Annotated in this window: 18 protein-coding genes and 1 pseudogene; 10 read left to right on the top strand and 9 right to left on the bottom strand. The window is 57.9% G+C overall.

The genetic code is table 11. The features are described 5' to 3' along the window. Window positions 1-37: 37 nt before the first annotated feature. Window positions 38-1,006: pseudogene (locus QZH45_RS12625) on the top strand (GlxA family transcriptional regulator); the annotation flags it as partial. 96 nt (window positions 1,007-1,102) lie between these two features. On the opposite strand, the gene QZH45_RS12620 reads toward QZH45_RS12625, so the two are convergent. From QZH45_RS12620 to QZH45_RS12590, 7 genes are all read right to left on the bottom strand, one after another. Continuing rightward, window positions 1,103-2,098 carry an isopenicillin N synthase family dioxygenase gene (locus QZH45_RS12620; RefSeq protein WP_053193808.1) on the bottom strand — a complete coding sequence of 332 codons (996 nt, stop codon included), beginning with the start codon at window positions 2,096-2,098 and terminating at the stop codon, window positions 1,103-1,105. Window positions 2,099-2,377: 279 nt separating this feature from the next. After that, complete coding sequence (locus QZH45_RS12615) at window positions 2,378-2,620, bottom strand: ribbon-helix-helix protein, CopG family (RefSeq protein WP_024778806.1); 243 nt, start codon at window positions 2,618-2,620, stop codon at window positions 2,378-2,380. A gap of 47 nt (window positions 2,621-2,667) precedes the next feature. Next, the gene (locus QZH45_RS12610; RefSeq protein WP_024778807.1) at window positions 2,668-3,288 is read right to left on the bottom strand and encodes a transcriptional regulator; all 621 of its coding nucleotides are present in this window, start codon (window positions 3,286-3,288) and stop codon (window positions 2,668-2,670) included. Between the two features lie 40 nt (window positions 3,289-3,328). After that, on the bottom strand, window positions 3,329-4,327 hold the full coding sequence (locus QZH45_RS12605) for an Ldh family oxidoreductase (protein WP_024778808.1): 999 nt from the start codon (window positions 4,325-4,327) through the stop codon (window positions 3,329-3,331). Between the two features lie 88 nt (window positions 4,328-4,415). Then, window positions 4,416-5,315: a glycine betaine ABC transporter substrate-binding protein gene (locus tag QZH45_RS12600; protein WP_053193814.1), complete on the bottom strand. Its 900-nt coding sequence runs from the start codon at window positions 5,313-5,315 to the stop codon at window positions 4,416-4,418. A gap of 202 nt (window positions 5,316-5,517) precedes the next feature. Beyond that, the gene (locus QZH45_RS12595; RefSeq protein ID WP_055135262.1) at window positions 5,518-6,453 is read right to left on the bottom strand and encodes an electron transfer flavoprotein subunit alpha/FixB family protein; all 936 of its coding nucleotides are present in this window, start codon (window positions 6,451-6,453) and stop codon (window positions 5,518-5,520) included. After that, window positions 6,453-7,202, bottom strand: coding sequence for an electron transfer flavoprotein subunit beta/FixA family protein (locus tag QZH45_RS12590; RefSeq protein WP_024778811.1), 750 nt, complete (start codon window positions 7,200-7,202; stop codon window positions 6,453-6,455). The genes QZH45_RS12595 and QZH45_RS12590 overlap by 1 nt, the downstream gene beginning before the upstream one ends. Window positions 7,203-7,414: 212 nt before the next feature. Between QZH45_RS12590 and QZH45_RS12585 the strand changes: the two genes are divergently transcribed. The 3 genes from QZH45_RS12585 to QZH45_RS12575 are packed head-to-tail and all read left to right on the top strand — an operon-like array spanning window position 7,415 to window position 11,060. Next, complete coding sequence (locus QZH45_RS12585; RefSeq protein ID WP_055135264.1) at window positions 7,415-9,451, top strand: NADH:flavin oxidoreductase; 2,037 nt, start codon at window positions 7,415-7,417, stop codon at window positions 9,449-9,451. Window positions 9,452-9,508: 57 nt separating this feature from the next. Continuing rightward, complete coding sequence (locus tag QZH45_RS12580) at window positions 9,509-10,633, top strand: S-(hydroxymethyl)glutathione dehydrogenase/class III alcohol dehydrogenase (protein WP_033034517.1); 1,125 nt, start codon at window positions 9,509-9,511, stop codon at window positions 10,631-10,633. A gap of 43 nt (window positions 10,634-10,676) precedes the next feature. Continuing rightward, window positions 10,677-11,060 carry a VOC family protein gene (locus QZH45_RS12575; protein ID WP_055135263.1) on the top strand — a complete coding sequence of 128 codons (384 nt, stop codon included), beginning with the start codon at window positions 10,677-10,679 and terminating at the stop codon, window positions 11,058-11,060. A gap of 44 nt (window positions 11,061-11,104) precedes the next feature. Here QZH45_RS12575 and QZH45_RS12570 read toward each other — a convergent pair whose 3' ends face one another. Both QZH45_RS12570 and QZH45_RS12565 read right to left on the bottom strand, forming a co-directional pair. After that, entirely contained in the window at window positions 11,105-11,890 is a 786-nt protein-coding gene (locus QZH45_RS12570) for a pyrroline-5-carboxylate reductase family protein (protein WP_024778815.1), read from the bottom strand. Beyond that, complete coding sequence (locus QZH45_RS12565) at window positions 11,887-12,588, bottom strand: TetR/AcrR family transcriptional regulator (protein WP_024778816.1); 702 nt, start codon at window positions 12,586-12,588, stop codon at window positions 11,887-11,889. The genes QZH45_RS12570 and QZH45_RS12565 overlap by 4 nt, the downstream gene beginning before the upstream one ends. Before the next feature lie 454 nt (window positions 12,589-13,042). Between QZH45_RS12565 and choW the strand changes: the two genes are divergently transcribed. From choW to QZH45_RS12535, 6 genes are all read left to right on the top strand, one after another. After that, the gene (gene choW / locus QZH45_RS12560) at window positions 13,043-13,891 is read left to right on the top strand and encodes a choline ABC transporter permease subunit (protein ID WP_024778817.1); all 849 of its coding nucleotides are present in this window, start codon (window positions 13,043-13,045) and stop codon (window positions 13,889-13,891) included. Beyond that, window positions 13,888-15,111, top strand: a complete 1,224-nt coding sequence (gene choV / locus QZH45_RS12555) for a choline ABC transporter ATP-binding protein (RefSeq protein WP_053193827.1) — start codon at window positions 13,888-13,890, stop codon at window positions 15,109-15,111. Before choW ends, choV begins: the two co-directional genes overlap by 4 nt. Window positions 15,112-15,140: 29 nt before the next feature. Next, window positions 15,141-16,079, top strand: a complete 939-nt coding sequence (locus QZH45_RS12550) for a LysR substrate-binding domain-containing protein (RefSeq protein ID WP_024776549.1) — start codon at window positions 15,141-15,143, stop codon at window positions 16,077-16,079. 128 nt (window positions 16,080-16,207) lie between these two features. Continuing rightward, complete coding sequence (locus QZH45_RS12545; protein WP_055136012.1) at window positions 16,208-17,464, top strand: aromatic ring-hydroxylating oxygenase subunit alpha; 1,257 nt, start codon at window positions 16,208-16,210, stop codon at window positions 17,462-17,464. Between the two features lie 9 nt (window positions 17,465-17,473). Continuing rightward, window positions 17,474-18,610: a hybrid-cluster NAD(P)-dependent oxidoreductase gene (locus QZH45_RS12540; protein ID WP_055136015.1), complete on the top strand. Its 1,137-nt coding sequence runs from the start codon at window positions 17,474-17,476 to the stop codon at window positions 18,608-18,610. An 87-nt stretch (window positions 18,611-18,697) separates the two neighbouring features. Beyond that, a complete protein-coding gene (locus QZH45_RS12535; RefSeq protein WP_024776546.1) occupies window positions 18,698-19,612 on the top strand; it encodes a LysR substrate-binding domain-containing protein in 915 nt (304 codons plus the stop codon). Window positions 19,613-19,619: the final 7 nt, after the last annotated feature.

Raw genomic sequence — 19,619 nt, 5'->3', positions numbered from 1 at the left:
AGCTGCACGGGTACGTAACATCCAAAAGGAGCGCAACATAGTGTCCACTTCGCAGTCCCCTGTCCCACAATCCGTCGGATTCCTGCTGTTGGATGGCTTCACTTTCATTTCCCTGGCATCAGCGATAGAACCCTTGCGCATGGCCAATCAGCTCTCCGGTAGAGAGTTGTACCGATGGTTCACCCTGGGCCAGGACGCAAAGCCCGTGCGTGCCAGCGCCGGCTTGCAAATAACACCCGACACCAGCATGCAAGAACCCCCTGCGTTATCCACCGTGATTGTGTGCGGCGGAATGCATATCCAGGACAGCGTCAGCCATGAACATGTGCTTTGGCTGCAGAGCCAAGCCCGCCTGGGTCGCAAGTTGGGGGCCATCTGCACAGGGAGCTGGGCGCTGGGCAAAGCCGGACTGTTGGAAGGACACCGATGCAGTGTTCATTGGCAATGCCTGGAGCTGATGCGCGAAGCGTTTCCAGTGGCAGATATCACGCCACACCTCTTCTCCATCGATAGAAACCACTTGACCTCATCGGGCGGCACCGCACCGATGGACATGATGTTGCACATCATCAGAAGCGAGCACGGCCGTGAATTGGCCGCGGCAATTTCCGACATGTTCATGTATGAACGTATGCGAGATGATCAGGATCAGCAGCGCATACCGCTCAGGCATACACTGGGCGCCAACCAGCCCAAACTGCAAGCGGCCATCCTGTTGATGGAGGCCCATCTGGACGCGCCCCTCGAACTCAAGGTGCTGGCATACAAGGTCGGGATTTCACGGCGCCAACTGGAGCGGTTGTTTCAAAAGTACTTGGACATTTCTCCGTTGCGCTATTACCTCAAGCTGCGCTTAGTCCGGGCACAGCAGTTGTTGAAGCACTCCCCATTATCCATCCTGAAAATAGGTACGCTGTGCGGCTTTGGTTCAGCAGACCAATTCACCAGAAGCTATCGAGGGTATTTCGGCGTCACGCCACGTCATGAACGCACTTCGTCGAATACCCATGGGACAACCCCTGTACATTCCCAGGCAGCCACCGCCTCCACGTAGACGGTGACCGGGTTTTAATGGGGCTCAGATAAACGGAACGTAGATCAACTAGTGGCTGGCGCCTTCGATAGGCTGCAGATGGGCATAGCTGGCGACAAAGCGGCTGTATTTATGTTGACCGCAGGTGTAAGGCGCGTACTTGGCCGGGTTATCGGCACTGATGCACGTGGCGACGGTCTCAACCGGCGCGTCGAAGTCCAAGTCAATGAAGAAGGGAATGGAATACCGTTCGACGCCGCTGGTATTGATCACGCGGTGCATGGTCGACGTGTAGCGATCATTCGTCAGGGTTTGCACCAGATCACCGATATTGACAATGAATGTGTCCTCCACCGGTGGGGCGCTTACCCATTCTCCAGCGCGATTGCGTACTTGCAAGCCGCCGACCTTGTCCTGGAAAAGAATCGTCAGAAAACCATAGTCCGTGTGCGCTCCGATCCCGATTTCCTTTTGTGAAATTTCGCCACTCTGCGAGGGGTAGTGCAACAATCGCTGAATGGTAATCGGCTTGCGTTGCAGTTTTTCAAAGTAGTCCGCGGGCAGATCCAGGCTCAGGGCAATGGCGCTGATGAGCTTACGAGCCAGGTCAAGCATCGCACGATGATAGGCCTCGCAGACGTCGGAAAATTGCGCGGGCTCTGACGGCATCAGGTTCGCCCCGAAGAACGGAGACACTTCATCATCATGGGCGCCGTAGTCGAAGCACTCCTTGAAATCGCGGGTGTTTTCCGGATCGACGTTTTCCGCGTACATGGGAATGTAGCCGCGAAGCGTGGGACCTGAATGAACCACGTTCAGCTCATTCTTTTTATCAAAAGGCAGGGCAAAGAAATTTTTTGTCTGAGCGTACATCGCGTCTATCAAGGTGCGAGAAACGCCGTGATTCCTGATATAGAAAAAACCGACTTTCTCGCAAGTTTCGCCGATCTGGCGCGAAACTTTCAGTGGATCGCTCCCGTCCAGTAATGGCGCGATATCAATAAAAGGGATTTCTTCAAACGTAGTCTGTTTGCTTGCAAGCCGGGCATCGGTCAGCTGAATCATCGGTATTCCTCAACAAAAGCGCCGCGTTTTAGTTATTCTGAAAAAGTTCCAGCGTACGAAATCAAGAGCGTTGTTCTTGATCCTTATGCTGAAATCATTGTTCAGGACTGAGCGGACACCAACAAACCATTTTTCATTCAATACTCATGAGAAAAAATCAATCATGAAAACTGAATCAAGCCTATAACTCCTGATGTTATATGCATGTCATTTCAGGGTTTGTTTAAGTCAGGTTTCGTTGATCGTTAGACTTGGCAGATTCAGGACACGTTATCAGGTTCATTCATCCGTATTGCAATCTTTGCGAAGCCGTCGTGCAAGGCTGTGGCGCCTCGTATCTTTCTCCAAAAACTCAACCGCTATGAACGCTTCGATACCCGCTCCAGCTTCAACTTTCTCGATAAAACTCAGAATCGCCTTCCTCATGAACCAGTGGGAGGTGCGATCCAGCTTGGCTGATGCGGACTTCAGCCTGGCCCGCGTTTCCTCGTCCAACTTGATGCCCTGTGTGGTCACTGCCATATTTTCTTTCCTCAATCATTAACCGAGTTCGTTCTTATAACGAGGCACTAATGCATCAAGCTCCACAGGGCCAGAAGCGGAACGTTTGTCGATTTCATGGCATGGACACAGGATGGAAAGTTGAACACGACGCCCCCAGCCCCGGGCGTCCACCACCCCACATCCTCGCGATACCAGTCGCCCGGCGACAGAACGAGATAGAACTCGGCAGGCGGGTGCTGGTGATAGGGATAGCAGGTCTGCGGCATCATGAGCGCCAATCCCAAAGTCAAGGTGGAACACTCCAGCAATCCTCCCGGCCCGGCGATTATGCCGTGGCGATGTCGCTCCACGAAAGCGCTGTCCTGGTCGGCCTGGGCCTGGCGGTTTATCCAAGGGACATGGGGCAAGAGCGTGCCTAACGCGTCCCGTATCGATACCAGGTCATCATCGCTCCTGGGCGCGGCATGAAGGGCCTCGGCTAAATGAGGCGCCAAAAAACCTGGCAACGCGCTTGAAGTTTTCGCCGGTTTGCGAATCGTCCATTGGGCCGCATTCAGAGATGCGGCATGCGCCTGCGCCTCATCGCAAAGGCTGCCCGACAGGACGTATTGCAGCGAACGCTTCAGCCGTTCGCCGCTGCAAATAATGTCCCGCTCCCACGCCATATTTTCAGTGCTGTTCATCATCGTTTTCGCCCCCTTTTCCCAAGCGTTGTATCGAACGAGCTTACAAACGGCTCAACTGTTCCAGCAGATCAACAGAAATACGGATCCCATCATTCTGGGCGTTGACCGTTGCCTGTTGCCGCTCCCATCCCGGTCTGTGAACGCCCATTTGCGTCAAGCGAGCCATTTGGTTGGCAAGCCGCTGCTCGAATCCCTCTGAAAAATACGTCGGAGCCAAAAGCAATATCAACAGACCACAGCCAGGCGACTGGCCCCCCTGGTTGAACGCCGGCGCATCCAGCGACCAGTTGGCGCCCGTGAGCCCCGCTGCCAGTACTTCGACCATAAGCATCAGGTTGGCCCCGCGATGACCACCAAAAGGCAGCAACGCACCACTCAGCGCTGCCAGGGCGTCACGTGTTCCGTTGCCATACTGGTCAACCGCCCATCCCTCGGGAATACCGCTGCCTGTCGAGGCGGCATGGGCGATGTTCACGAATGCCGTGGCACTGCATGCCTGGTCGAACAATAGCGGGACGCCATCGGCCGAGGGCGCGGCAAATGAGATCGGATTGGTCGAGTAGGTCTTGCCCCTGGCACCAGGAACGGCAACCAGGGCCGGCCCGTTTGCGACCGCCAAGGCGATCAGTCCGGCCTGGGCAAACCGCAGCGTGTAGTCGCCGAGTTCACCGCTGGTGAAACTATTGCACTGGCTCAACGTGGCCATGCCATTGACATGCGCGGCATGACACAACGAATCGAAACACCGATCGACGCCGAGCTGGGCAATTCCGCCCTGGGCATCAGATTTGAAGATGATCGCGCCGGCGCGGCAGATGCGTGGCTCGACACGTGGATGAATACGTCCGGAGGAAAAGCCCGGTAAATAGTCGGCGAGGTGTCGAAACCCCACGGCCTGGTTACCACGCGCTTGCGCCGCAACGGTGGCGTGGGCCAATGAATTGGCCACCGCTGGGGAGCAGCCCTTCGATTCGCAGAGATGCTTCACCCAGTCGACCGCTTCATCAAGGCTAAAGCGACGATAGGCTGTGGTATTCAAGGGTATCGCCTGAATGTTCGCTCGATGAATCCGGTGCCCTTTGCAAAGGGCACCGGACTGCAACACAACTATTGGCTGGCAGCAGCCATTATGGGGCTGGTGTTGCGGAGGCGGTCTGGCTGCCGAACATCGCGTCGAAGCGGGGCTTGTTGGCGGCGTAGTACTCTGCAACTACCTTGTCTGCCGAACTGTCACGGGCGGTCGCCATCAGCTTCTCGAGGTCGCTCTTGGGAATCTTGAAGTTGGCGAAGAACCGGGCGACATCGGGATGTTCGGCGCTGAAGCCTTTGCGGGCAATCGCGTGAATTTGCTCGGCACCACCAAAGATCTGCTTCGGATCGTCCAGGTAGCGCAGTGGCCACTTGGCGAACATCCAATGTGGACTCCAGGCATTGATCAACGCCCATTTGTCACGCTTGAGGTTGCGATCCAGCTCGCTCAGCATGCCCGACTCCGAAGAGGCAACCATCTTGTAGCCATCGAGTTTGTATTCCTTGATGGCCTTTTCCGTCAGTTTGTACTGACCGTTGCCCACTTCCGATGTCAGGATCTTGCCGCCGAGTTTTTCCCGCACCTCTGGTTTGTTGAGGTCCGCGACACTGGCAATCTCGCTGGTGGGAATGGACGTGGGTACGGCCATGCCGATCCGGCCTTCATACAGCACGCCGAGGTCTTCGAGTTTGTCCTGGTATTTGTCGTAGAACGACTTGTGGGTGCTCGGCAGCCAGACCATCGGGATCAGGTCGATGTTGCCGTTAGCCAGAGCCTGGAACTGAATGCCAATATCGGCAAGTATCAATTTGACCGGTTGTTTCAAGTGGTCGCGCAATGCTGTATCTGCCAACTTTACAGCGATTTCCGTATCCGACCAATTCACCCATCCAATGCGAATGGGCGTAGGTTCCTCGGCGTGAGCCATCAGGCTGCTGGCGGCCATCGCCAGGCCCGCAAACCAGCCGATACAAGTTTTGCTGGACAACGTCATCATGGTGCATCTCCGCGTACTGTATTAATAGTTATTGGCAGGGCAGAAGAAGAATTAACGCTCCCTCATCAGAGCAGAGTGTTATTACGCTCCTCAAGGGATTTAATGTTATGCATGAATAAGTTTTAGTTATGCGAGAAGTCTTCCTGTCTCTCGGTCGCTCGGCCCTCCTCCGCCCTCAGGCGAAACTTATCAATGTAAGCACTCACAGTGCTTTCTCCAGTGCCGGTAACGCCTCGAACACATCCGCCACCAACATGTAGTCCGCCACTTGAGCAATCGGCGCTTCAGGGTCCTGGTTGATCGCAACGATGACCTTTGAACCACTCATGCCGGCCAGATGCTGAATGGCGCCACTGATACCTGCCGCAATGTAAAGCTCTGGCGCGACGATCTTGCCCGTCTGCCCGACCTGCAAATCGTTGGGGGCAAAACCCGAATCCACTGCGGCACGCGATGCGCCGACGGCACCGCCAAGCTTGTCCGCCACTCGCTCGATCAAGGCGAAATTTTCTTTGCTCTGCATCCCGCGGCCACCGGACACGACGACGCGGGCGCTCGACAGATCAGGCCTTTCACTGGCCGTCAGTTGCTCGCTCACGAAGCGCACGTTGCTCGCGCTTTGTCCGCCCTCTACCGCCACCACTTCGCAGCGATGCTGCTGGGACGAAGCCTGGGCGAACGCCGAGGCGCGGACCGTGAGCAACTTGATCGGATCGAGCGACTGCACGGTGGCGATGGCGTTACCGGCGTAAATGGGCCGCTGGAAAGTGTCCGCCGAGACAATGTGGGTGACGTCGGACAGCATGCCGACATCCAGGCTGGCCGCGACCCGGGGCAGCACGTTGCGGCCCATACTGCTGGCGTCGGCAACGACGTGCGTATAACCGCCAGCCACCAGTGACGTGATCAGAGGCTGGATATTTTCGGCCAAGGCATTTTCGAACATCCCCCCCTGCGCCAGGAGCACCCGATCCAGACCCTGGATCAGCGCCGCCTGTTGCGCCACTGCCGATGCGTCAGCCCCACCCATCACCAGCAAATCCATTTTGGCGCCCAGGGCCGTGGCGGCGGTCACGGCACTCCACGTACCTGCCGTCAGTTGACCGGCGCTGTGCTCGGCGATCACCAATGTACGCATCAAATCACCCCCGCAACGTTCTTCAATTTATCCACCAGTTCGGCCACCGAACCGACGTTGATTCCCGCTTTGCGCACGGCAGGCGGGACAACTCCTAATAATCGAGCGTGTTCCTTCACGCTTGCGCCCAAGGTGTCAGCGGCAATGATTTCAAGCGGCTTTTTCTTGGCTTTCATGATGTTGGGCAACGAGGCGTAGCGCGGTTGGTTCAGCCGCAAGTCGCAGGTCACCACCGCAGGCATGGCGAGGGCGAGCACCTGGCTGCCACTGTCGACCTCTCGCTCGACGACCCATTGACCATCCACCTGATTGATGGCTGAGGCGTAGGTGGCCTGACCGCTGCCGATCAACTGCGCGACCATTTGCCCGACCTGGTTGTTCTCCTGGTCGATCGCCTGCTTGCCGAACAGGATCAATTGCGGCTTTTCCTGATCGATCACTTTGCTCAGGTACTTGGCGACGTTGAGCGGCTCAAGTACTGCATTCGTCTCGACCAACAGCGCCCGGTCCGCGCCGAGTGCCAATGCCGTGCGCAGTTGTTCCTGAGCGGCCGACGTACCCACGGAGACGACCACCACTTCGGATGCCACCCCCTTCTCCTTGAGGCGTATCGCCTCCTCCACCGCGATTTCGCAGAACGGATTCAAGGCCATCTTCACGCCACCGAGCTCGACGTCTGAACCGTCGGCTTTCACCCGGACTTTCACATTCGGGTCGATGGCGCGCTTTACCGCAACGAGCACTTTCATAGTTCTTCGCACTGCCCCCTGGCACTTTGGATCGATGCGGGATGGCCGGACGCACGCGCCGTACCACCCCTGTTTCGACTGGATGGTAATCCCGGTTTTTCCACCACGCAAGAAAAATGTACACCTATGTCTTAATCGTTGACACACATGAACATTCAACATACCGTTATGTCAAAACCAAGCCTGATGTTCTGTTCTCGGAGCGCAACACCATGTCCAGCGATCCTCTGCTGCAGCCCTATAAGATCAAACACCTGACCCTCAAGAACCGGATCATGACCACCTCTCATGAGCCGGCTTATCCTGTCGACGGCATGCCGAAGGATCTGTACCGCGCCTATCATGTCGAACGCGCCAAGGCTGGCGTGGCACTGACCATGACGGCGGGCTCCGCCGCCGTTTCCCGTGACAGCCCGCCAGTGTTCAACAACGTGCTGGCGTACAAGGATGAAGTGGTCAGATGGATGAAGGATCTGACCGACGAATGTCACGAACACGGCACGGCGGTGATGATTCAACTGACTCACTTGGGGCGGCGCACACGCTGGGACAAGGCCGACTGGCTGCCGGTCGTCTCACCCTCCCATCGCCGCGAAGCGTCCCACCGGGCTTTCCCGAAAAAGATGGAAGAATGGGACATCGACCGCATCATCAAGGACTATGTGGACGCCGCCGAACGCATGAAGGCCGCCGGGCTGGACGGCTTGGAACTGCAGGCCTACGGACACCTCATGGATCAGTTCTGGTCGCCACTGACCAACGACCTTGATGGCCCCTACGGCGGTTCGCTGGAGAACCGGTTGCGCTTTACCTTCGACATCCTGCGCGGCATTCGCCAGCGCTGTGGCGAGGACTTCCTGTTGGGGGTTCGCTACACCGGCGATGAAGATCTGCCCGGCGGTTTCGGTGCCAAGGACGGCATCCAGATCTCGCACATGCTCAAGGACAGCGGCCTGGTCGACTTCCTCAACGTCGTTCGCGGCCACATCGATACCGATGCCGGCCTCACCGACGTGATTCCGATCCAGGGCATGCGCAACTCCCCGCACCTGGATTTTGCCGGCGAGATCCGCTCGGCCACCGGCTTCCCCACCTTCCATGCCGCGAAGATTCCCGACGTCGCCACCGCCCGCCATGCCATCGCCTCGGGCAAGGTGGACATGATCGGCATGACCCGGGCGCACATGACCGACCCGCACATCGTGCGCAAGATCATCGAGAAGCGCGAAGAAGAGATCCGCCCCTGCGTCGGCGCCAACTACTGCCTGGACCGCATCTATCAGGGCGGTGCCGCGTACTGCATTCACAACGCCGCCACCGGGCGCGAAACCACCATGCCCCACGAAATCCCCAAGGCGTCGGTCAAGCGCAAAGTGGTGGTGATCGGCACCGGCCCGGCGGGCCTTGAGGCGGCACGGGTAGCCGGCGAACGCGGCCACGACGTCACGGTGTTTGAAGTGGCCGATCAACCCGGCGGCCAGATCCGCCTGACAGCGCAGAGCGAGCGCCGCCGCGAGATGATCAGCATCATCGACTGGCGCATGGCGCAATGCGAACGGCTGGGCGTGAAATTCCATTTCAATACCTGGGCCGAAGCCGAGACGGTGCTGGCTGAAAATCCGGACGTGGTGATCGTCGCCACCGGCGGCTTGCCGCACACCGAAGTGCTCAAGCACGGCAATGAACTGGTGGTGTCTACCTGGGGCATAATTTCCGGTGACGTCAAGCCGGGCCAGAACGTGCTGATCTTTGACGACGCGGGCGACCATGCAGCCCTGCAAGCGGCCGAAGTCATCGCCAACAGCGGCGCGAAACTGGAGATCGTCACACCGGACCGCTCGTTCGCACCCGAAGTGATGGCGATGAACCTGGTGCCCTACATGCGCAGCCTGCAAGACCTGAACGTCACCTTTACCGTCACCTATCGGGTCGACTCGGTGGAGAAACGCGACGGGCAATTGGTGGCTAACTTCGGCAGCGATTATGGCCAGGTGCATAAACAGCGAGTGGTCGATCAGGTGGTCATCAACCACGGCACCCTGCCCCTCGACGATCTGTACTTCGAACTGCGCCCCCATTCGCGCAACAACGGTGCGGTTGAACAGCATGATCTGATCGCCGGGAAAACCCAGAACATCGTGACCAACCCCGAGGGCCGCTTCCAGCTGTTCCGGATCGGCGACGCGGTGTCGGCACGCAATACCCACGCGGCCATCTACGATGCGTTGCGACTGGTCAAGGACATCTGAAGTCATGCCCCTGATCCTGGATCAGGGGCAATTCACTATTCGAAACGAGGCTCTACCATGTCAGCACAGACCTTGAAATCAAGGGCTGCGGTCGCATTCGCGCCCAATGAACCGTTGCAACTGGTCACCATCGATGTCGCACCGCCCAAGGCTGGTGAGGTCCGGGTGCGTATCGTTGCCACCGGCGTCTGCCACACCGATGCGTTTACCCTTTCAGGAAGCGACCCGGAAGGTATCTTCCCTAGCGTCCTGGGCCATGAAGGTGGCGGTATCGTCGAAGCCGTCGGCGAAGGTGTCACTTCACTGCAGGTCGGCGACCATGTGATTCCGCTCTATACCGCCGAATGCGGCCAGTGCAAGTTCTGCCTTTCCGGCAAGACCAACCTCTGCCAAGCCGTCAGGGCGACCCAAGGCAAAGGCCTGATGCCCGACGGCACTTCACGCTTTTCCTATGAAGGCAAACCGCTGTTCCACTACATGGGTTGCTCGACATTTTCTGAATACACCGTGTTGCCGGAAATTTCCCTGGCGAAGATTCCCAAGGAGGCGCCGTTGGAGCAGGTCTGCCTGCTCGGTTGCGGGGTGACCACTGGAATCGGCGCAGTCCTCAACACCGCCAAGGTCGAAGCGGGCGCCAGTGTGGCGGTGTTCGGGCTGGGCGGCATTGGCCTGGCAGCCATCATCGGCGCAAAGATGGCCAACGCCGGGCGTATCCTCGCTATCGACATCAACCCTGCCAAGCGAGAAGTCGCGCTGTCGTTGGGCGCGACGGACTTCATCAATCCCAAGGAATACGACAAGCCGATCCAGGACGTCATTGTCGAGCTGACCGAAGGCGGCGTGGACTACTCGTTCGAATGCGTCGGCAACGTGCAACTGATGCGTGCGGCACTGGAGTGCTGCCACAAGGGCTGGGGCGAGTCGATTATCATCGGCGTCGCCGGCGCGGGCCAGGAAATCAGTACCCGCCCTTTCCAGCTCGTTACCGGTCGCGTGTGGCGTGGCAGCGCGTTTGGTGGCGTGAAGGGCCGCACCGAGCTGCCCAGCTATGTGGAGAAGGCCAGCCGAGGAGAGATCCCACTGGACACCTTTATCACCCACACCATGCCCCTGGAAGATATCAACAAAGCATTCGAGTTGATGCATGACGGGCAAAGCATTCGTACCGTCATTCATTATTGATTCGGCCGATCCTCATTTCCCCCCCCACAAAAAGGAAGCAACGATGTCCGTTTTTACCCATGTAACCGTCGGCACCAATGACCTGGCAAAAGCCCGTGCGTTCTATGACGCAGCGCTGAAAGAAATCGGCCTCAAACGCGTCGCCGATCTCAGCGAGAATGGCTCCATCTGGGGCGTCGACAAGCCTTCGTTCTTCGTACTCAAGCCGGCCAACGGCAATCCGGCGACTGTCGGTAACGGCGGTACTGTCAGCTTCGAGGCACCGAGCCGTGCTGCGGTCCACGCCGTCCACGCCGCGGCGCTGGCAAATGGCGGCGTCTGCGAAGGCCTGCCAGGCACGCGTGGCTGGGCTGAAAACGCCTATGCTGCCTACGCTCGGGATCTGGACGGGAACAAGCTGGCGGTCTACTGCTTCAAGGCAGAGTAAATAAGACGCTTATCGAAGCCCCCTTGACCGGGGGCTTCGGTTTATCAGGCATGAAGCCCTTTGCGGGCAACCGCAGCACCGGCCTCCAGAGCCCTACCGATGTGCGCTTCGAAACGACTATCGATCATTGATTGCAACGCCGCGGCCGTGACACCTCGATAGGCGACCAAGGCCTCGATCATCTCCTGCGCATCGTGGTTTTCCAAAAGCTGGCTGCCATTGACCACAACGTTCTTCGCAGCCAATTGTGCGATATCGGAAGGAATGCCGGCAGCCTTCGCCTGATTGGCCAGTGCGGTCATCAGCAACGCAGGAAAAGCCGGACCGGTACCCGAGAGCGCCGAGAGGTAGTCGATGAAGCCCTCCTCCTGAACCTCGGCTGCAGTGCCTACCGATTCGAACAGCCGCTGTACCAGCTCCCTCGCGGCCGCGTTCACTTCCCCCCAGCAAAACCACGGGGTAAAGGATTGCCCGATTTCAACCGCCGCGTTAGGCATCGCCCGCACGACTGCCGACGCTGAGGTTTGTGCGGCAATCGTCTGCGCCGTAACCCCAGCCATCAAGGACACGACGGTCTTGCCCGTCGCGTCAATGTCCAGGCTGGCGAAATGCTCGGGGCGCACCGCGATGATTACCATGTCGCTACGTGTCACCAGCGCCTGATTGTCCGTGACCAGGCAAACGCCTTGTTGTGCCAGCGGATGACGGCCGGTGCGATTGGAAATGATCAGATTGCCAGCCGGCAACAGCGACTTCGCCATGAGCGCTTTCGCAATCGCGCCACCCAACCAGCCTGTTCCGCCGATGATACCGAGCGTTTCGCTGATCATTTTGCAGAGACCTCTTCGAAAGTGTCCGCCAAGGGAACGAAAAGCCCTGGCTCTTTCTCGGCGTAGCCAAATTTCCCATAGAAGCGATCCAGCTCGCGTTGCTTGGGGACCTTGCCGGTGAAAATGCTGACGTAATGAGGAATACGCTGGAAACGCGTGGTGATCAGCTCACTGGTGTTCATGCTGATATAGCCGATCTGGGTCAGGTAGATCGTCCGGGCGCGCGTATCGGCACCCTGACTGTCATAGCCAAAACGCTTGAACATGTTTGCCAGGGCGCTCATCCGCTGTTCGTCCACGGTCGCGACCTCTTGAGCCACTTCAGCCGACTGCAACGCCCAACTGCGCACGGCAAACTCGAATTGCGAGTCGAACAGTTGCGGATTGAGCCAGCACTCGAACACATTCAGGATCGCCTCGGAAATGCTTTCGGCATAGCTTTCGCACTGCCGGATCAAGCCCCCCGTGTTGGTCTCCCGCCAACGGGAAAGCAAGGCGGCCAACAGCTGTTCGCGATCCTCGAAAAACCAATAGAAGCTGGTGCGTGACAAACCCAGGCGCTTGGCCAGCGGCATGACACGAACGGCATCGATGCCCGACTCCTTCAAGGCCTCGTAGGCCGCTTCCAGCCAGCCCTCCGTCGACCCCCGCCAGCCTGCGTCCTGGGCCTTGCCACGTGCCTTCCCTACCTGGGGCATTCTGCTCACCTTCTTAATAATGCGTAACGCGAATGTACTCGGATGCCCCTCCAATGTACACCCAAGTACATTTAGTTGACTTTTTCGGCTCGAGAGTGAATGAAGTCATTAATGATAAAAACTCATGAGACGCGGACATAAAATGGTTTGTCGGTAAAAGACACCTGACTGACCATACCCCACAGGCAACGGACTCCATACCAAAACAACAACGAGCCGCCATCATGAATCTTGCAGCGCACACCTTTGAAAGCCTTTCGACGTCCGGCCAAAGAATACCGGGGCGACTGGCATTGCCTCACGCTACTTCTGTTACTTATCCCCTGCCCAAACTTCGATAACTGCTGAAGCGACGCCCTGCGCAGTCGCTTTGTGCGCCTGCTAACCCGGCGCGCGAAGCGCTGCCCGGACGGTTGCTGGCGTGCGATTTCTTTCTATCAGTCGGATTAGTGATATGTGGATAACACAAGAGAAGCTTCCCCTGGGCGAACACATCGCCCGGTATGTCGAATGGTTGACTCAGCACGGCGCAGGTATTTTCGATGCCATCTCGCTGTCGCTGTCGGGTGTCATCACCGCATTCAGCGGTGTGCTCCTTTGGTTCAACCCCTTGGCGTTGATCGCTGTATTTGCCCTGCTGGCCTATTACATTCAGCGCAAGGTGAGCCTCACCCTGTTCATCACCCTCGCCTTCCTGCTGATATTCAACCTCGGTTATTGGCAAGAGACCCTGGAGACTCTCGCCCAAGTCACCTTCGCCACACTCGTCTGCGTGGTCATCGGTGTACCGCTAGGCATCGTCGCGGCACATCGACCCTGGTTCTACGCGACCTTGCGGCCGGTCCTCGACCTGATGCAGACCGTACCGACCTTCGTTTACCTCATTCCCACCCTGACCCTCTTCGGCCTGGGCGTGGTCCCGGGCCTGATCTCCACAGTGGTATTTGCAATCGCCGCACCTATTCGCCTGACGTATCTGGGCATCAGTGATGTTCCCGAAGAACTGATGGATGCTGGCAAGGCCTTTGGCTGCTCGCGCCGCCAATTGTTGATGCGCATCGAACTGCCCCACGCCATGCCCAGCATCGCCGCCGGAATTACCCAATGCATCATGCTGTCACTTTCCATGGTCGTGATCGCCGCCTTGGTGGGGGCCGACGGGCTTGGCAAACCCGTGGTCAATGCGTTGAACACCGCCGATATCTCGATGGGTTTCGAAGCGGGCCTGGCGATCGTGCTGCTGGCGATCACGCTCGACCGCATCTGCAAGCAACGCGAGACCGCGAAAAGAGGTGACGTATGAGCATCATCCGTTTTGAAGACGTCGACGTGATCTTCTCCGCTCGCCCGAAGCCTGCCCTGGATTTGCTTGACCAAGGCTTTTCACGTCCGGAAATTCTGCAGAAAACCGGCCTGATCGTCGGCGTGGAAAAGGCCAACCTGGAGATCAACAAAGGCGAAATCTGTGTATTGATGGGCCTGTCCGGCTCCGGCAAATCCAGTCTGCTGCGTTGCATCAACGGCCTGAACACCGTGAGTCGCGGCAAGCTTTTCGTGGAGCACGAAGGCCGGCAGATCGACATCGCTTCCTGCTCCCCCGCCGAGCTGAAAATGATGCGCACCCAGCGCATCGCCATGGTGTTCCAGAAGTTCGCCTTGATGCCCTGGCTGACGGTTCGCGAAAACATCAGCTTCGGCCTGGAAATGCAGGGCCGTCCGGAAAAGGAGCGGCGCAAGCTGGTGGATGAGAAGCTTGAGCTGGTGGGCCTGACCCAGTGGCGCAACAAGAAGCCCAACGAACTGTCCGGCGGCATGCAGCAGCGGGTTGGCCTGGCCCGTGCACTGGCTATGGACGCCGACATCCTGCTGATGGACGAACCGTTCTCGGCCCTCGACCCGCTGATCCGCCAAGGCTTACAGGACGAATTGCTCGATCTGCAACGCAAGCTGCACAAGACCATCGTGTTCGTCAGCCATGACCTGGACGAAGCCCTGAAGCTGGGCACACGCATCGCCATCATGAAAGACGGCAAGATCATCCAGTACAGCAAGCCCGAAGAAATCGTGCTGAACCCGGCCGACGACTATGTGCGCAACTTCGTCGCCCACACCAACCCGTTGAATGTGCTGTGCGCGAAGAGCTTGATGACACCGCTGGACCAATGCGTTTTCGCCCGCGACGAATACTGCCTGGATACGGCTCAGAACCTGTGGATGGCGCTGAGTGCGCAGCGTCATTTGACCAGCGTTCGAAAAGGCGCCACCACCGCACACGTCCAACCCTGGAATCCGACCAAGGCAATCGAGACCTTGGCTCGACAACCGACGTGCGTCCCCTGCGCCACCACCATGCGCGACGCGCTGCAGATTCGCTACGAAACCGGCCACCCCCTGATTGTGCAGGACGAGGCTGGCGTCATCTTGGGCATATTGGGTGACAGTGAACTGTATCGGGCATTGCTGGGGCACAAAATGTCCCGACCTGTTCCTACGGAACCCGAACGGGAATCTTCGGTGGCGTGAGTCACCTGGCACGGCGTTGGAACACACCTATGCAACCCAGCGATATCGATAAGAAGGTCAAGGGTTACCGACGGTTGATACCGTCGATGACGGCCTTGCTGGAATTCGAAGCCGTGGCACGGCTGACCAGCTTCACCCTGGCCGCCCAAGAGCTGGGCGTGACGCAGGCCGCCGTCAGCAAACAGATCCGCTTGTTGGAGGACGCCCTGGAAACCAAGCTGTTCCATCGCCTTCATCGGTCGATCAAGCTGACTCACGAAGGCTATGTACTGCATCTGGTCGTCGCAGAGTCCATTCATCGCATGGCCAGCGTCTTCGACAAAATTGCCGAGGGCATTGGTGAACAGGAGATCACCATCGCCTGCACCGAGGCGTTTTCTCACTTGAGAATACTCCCCAGATTGACCGCGCTACGCACCCTGCAACCGAAGTTGAAGTTACGTTTGATGACACACCAGGTCTCACCCAGTACATACCGGGATGACGTTGACCTGGCCATCCGTTTTGGCGATGGGAAATGGGAGGGTGGGAGTTCGGTTTTCCTGTTCGATGAAGAAGTGTTTCCCGTTTGTTCGCCGGCCTGGCTCGCCGCCAATCCGCCCCCTTCATCCATCACCGATTTTCTGGACGCGGCGCTGATTGACTCCGATCCAACCCTGGAAGGCTGGATGACCTGGAACCGATGGTGCCGGGAACTCGGCGATATGCGCCCCAAGCTCAATTACTCATTTCGCTGCAGTTCCTATAACGACGCGATACAGGCGGCCATACAAGGCCATGGCATTGCACTGGGATGGGGTCGGCTGATCGCACACCGGCTCAATAGCGGTGAGCTGATCAGAATTACGCCCTATAGAGTCAAGCCCAAGGACGCCTATTACCTGGTTATTCCGAGCGGCCGAAAAGTTGAGCCTATTACCCAGGCGCTGATTGATTGGCTGCGCGACGATAGTTATTTAACTCACTGATTAAATAGAATTTTTACGCATAACGAAAAGTTATGCGAGCGTGAAAATAAAGCGCGTTGACGGTCTTATTCCACTTTTCCAAACTGTGCTTGCCGCCTGATCAACTTTGAGTTTGAGCGAGACCCATAATGACTATTAATGCCGTGAAAACCCATCGTGAACTTCTGACCGACCGCACTCCCGGCCATGGCATGCCGGGTGATTTATTTGGTCGCCCGGATATTTTTGAAACCGACGTCGATATCTTTTTCACCAAACATTGGATTCTGGTGGGGGTCACCAGCGACATTCCCGAACCCGGTGATGTCTCCACCCTCGACATCGGCAAATCCTCCATCCTGCTGGTGCGCGACGATGACGAGCACGTGCAGGCGTTCCGCAATGTCTGCCGTCACCGCGGGGCTCGCTTGAAGCAGGCTGGCAAGTCGACGGTGGGCATGCTGGTCTGCCCCTACCACCAATGGAGCTACGACCTGGATGGCAGCCTGAAACATGCGGCGCACATGGGCAAGGATTTCGACTCCAAATGCAAAAGCCTGATACCTGTGCATACCCGGGTCATCGGCACCCATGTCTTCGTCTGCCTGGGCGACGAACCACCGGAAGACATCATGTACCTTGAGCAGGTCATGACACCGCGTTTCGCCCAATACGACATTGCCCACTCAAAGATCGCCTACGAATCGGAAATCATCGAGAACGGCAATTGGAAACTGGTCATCGAGAATAACCGCGAGTGTTATCACTGCGCTGCCACTCACCCGGAGTTGACTGCTTCTTTCCTGCCCGAAGATTTCGGATTCTGTACCGACGGCCTGGGGGAGGATTCTCTTCAAGCGCTGGCGGAGTATCACCAACGCAATGCAGACACTAAGGCCAACTGGGAAAGCGAAGGCTATATCTGCGATGCCGTCGAACACCTGGGCGAAGACGCCGTGACCCAATTTCGCTCGCAGCGACTGGCCATTGCCGGCAATGGCGAATCCCAGACCCTGGACACCCGCGTAGCATGCACTCGTCTCTTCGGAGACCTCACCCGCCGCGACTTGGGCGACATGCATCTTTGGACACATAACTCGTGGACCCATGTCATGAGCGACCACGCTGTCGTCTCCTACATCATCCCGCTGGCACCCGATAAAACCCTGGTCCGGACTAAATGGCTGGTCCATGCCGATGCGGTCGAAGGCGTCGATTATCAAGTGGATAAGCTGACTGAAGTCTGGGTCGCAACCAACCTGCAAGACGCCAATCTCGTTGGTATTACCCACAGCGGCACCCAGGACCCATCCTACACGCCTGGACCGTTCTCGGCCTTTACCGAAACCTATGTCGACCAGTTCTCTCGCTGGTACGCGGCGCGTCTGGCCGCCCATGGCGTGTGAGGAATGAACATGACGACTTACGAAGAACTGACGCGCCCTGCAGACGTCGGCGTAGCCCAGCACTTTACCGACCCGACCACCTGGGGCACGTTTGGCGCGCAGTGGCACAGCGGAGAACAGAAAACCCTGCACTGCTGCGCTGTGCGCCAGGAAACCCATGACGTCAAGACCTTCATTTTTCGTTGTGCGGACTTCAGCGCCCTGAGCTTCGAGCCCGGTCAATTCATCACGATCTCGCCGGTCATTGGCGGGCAGACCACCGCCCGTTGCTACACCCTGTCGTCCTCTCCGACCCGGCCCTTTGCGTTTTCCATCACCGTCAAGCGCGTGCCGGGGGGCGTGGTGTCGAACTGGCTACATGACAACCTCAAGCCAGGTGATAGCCTGAAAGCGTCCGGCCCCGTCGGCAGCTTTACGCCGATCGGCCATCCGGCAGGTAAATTGTTGTACCTGTCGGCCGGCTCCGGCGTGACCCCCTTGATGTCGATGACTCGGGCCGCCTATGACATGGCCGCCAACCTCGATATCGTCTTTGTGCACAGCGCCCGTACGCCGATCGACATCATCTTCCACGCGGAGCTGACGCGCATGCAATCCGCCATGCCGGGACTTCGAGTGATCAGCATTTGCGAAGGACTTGGCGAAACAGCGCAATGGCAGCAACCCATAGGCCGACTCGATTTACCGTTGTTGAGCCAACTGGTACCGGACTACAAGGAACGGGAAATCTTTACCTGCGGCCCCCAGGGTTACATGGAAGCGGTCAAATCGCTGCTCAGGGAAGCGGCGTTCGATTTCGCCCACTATCATCAGGAAAGTTTCGACATTGCCGTACTGAATGAAGAACCATTGATCGAGCAGGCCACTTCGCTCGACCCGCAAGCGGTATTCACGGTGACCCTGGCTCGCTCGGGCAAGACCTTCAGCATGCCGGGCAACCAGACGGTGCTGTCTGCCGCAAAGAAAGCCGGTGCCATTGTGCCCTCTTCCTGCAGCCAGGGCGTCTGTGGTACCTGCAAGACCGCCTTGGTACAAGGTACGGTCGAGATGAATCACAACGGCGGTATCAGGCAGCGGGAAATCGACAAAGGCCTGCGTTTACTGTGCTGCAGCAAGCCCACTTCTGACCTGGTCCTCGATCTCTAGACTTGCCTCACTAATTAGATAGTCACTGCACACGGGCTTCTGCACAATATCTGTGCTCCCAACACCTATAGAACAGTGACCAGCCTGATGAAACTGCAACCTTTGCCGCCGCTCAACAGTCTGGTGGCGTTCGAGTCCGCAGCCCGCCATTTGAGCTTCACCGTGGCGGCTCGCGAACTGAACGTCACACAAGGCGCCATCAGCCGCCAGGTACGATTGCTCGAAGATTACCTGGGCGCGGCGCTGTTCACCCGCACAACCCGGGAAATCAACCTCACCGCCACCGGCAGCCAGTATTACGAAAGTGTGCGCGACACCTTGCAGCAAATCGCTCAAGCCACGGCGGGCGTACGTCACTGGCAAGGTGCCCAGCAAGTCACTGTGGTCACCAGCACGGCAATGGCGTCGTTGTGGCTGCTGCCGCTTGTATCGGAGTTCCAGCGCCAGAATGAAGAGATTGACCTACGCATCATCGCGACGGATCAAGTCAGCGATTTTTCCCGGCTGGACTGTGACCTGGCGCTTTATTACTGCAGCACGCCGCCGAAAAACATGAAAGTCACACCGCTGTTCAACGAAGAGATTTTCCCGGTATGCAGCCCCACCTATCTGGCGCAGCACCCAGGGATCGAGACCTTGGAACAGTTGGGGGGATGCACCTGGTTGTGGCTGGAAGATCAGCACCGGGACTGGATTGGCTGGAGAGAATGGTTTCAACGCCTCGGCTACCCGGCGCCAGAACCCAGGCGCCGCATCAATATCAACAGCTACGCCATGCTGATCCAGTCAGCGCTGGCGGGCCAGGGGATCGCCCTGGCTTGGTCGGGCCTGCTGAGTAACCACTTGCAGACCGGCAACCTGATGCGGCCGACACAAGCAATATTACGCACCGATGCGCAGTTCTGCCTGCTGGAACCCCAAGGCCGGGCCCAGAACAGACAAAGCGTCAACCGCTTCCGTCAGTGGCTGATGGCACATCTTGCCAAGACGATTGATACCTGAGAGACAG

Source organism: Pseudomonas corrugata, from assembly GCF_050920615.1.
Classification (GTDB): Bacteria; Pseudomonadota; Gammaproteobacteria; order Pseudomonadales; family Pseudomonadaceae; genus Aquipseudomonas; species Aquipseudomonas corrugata.
This window is presented reverse-complemented; position numbering and strand designations above follow the sequence as displayed.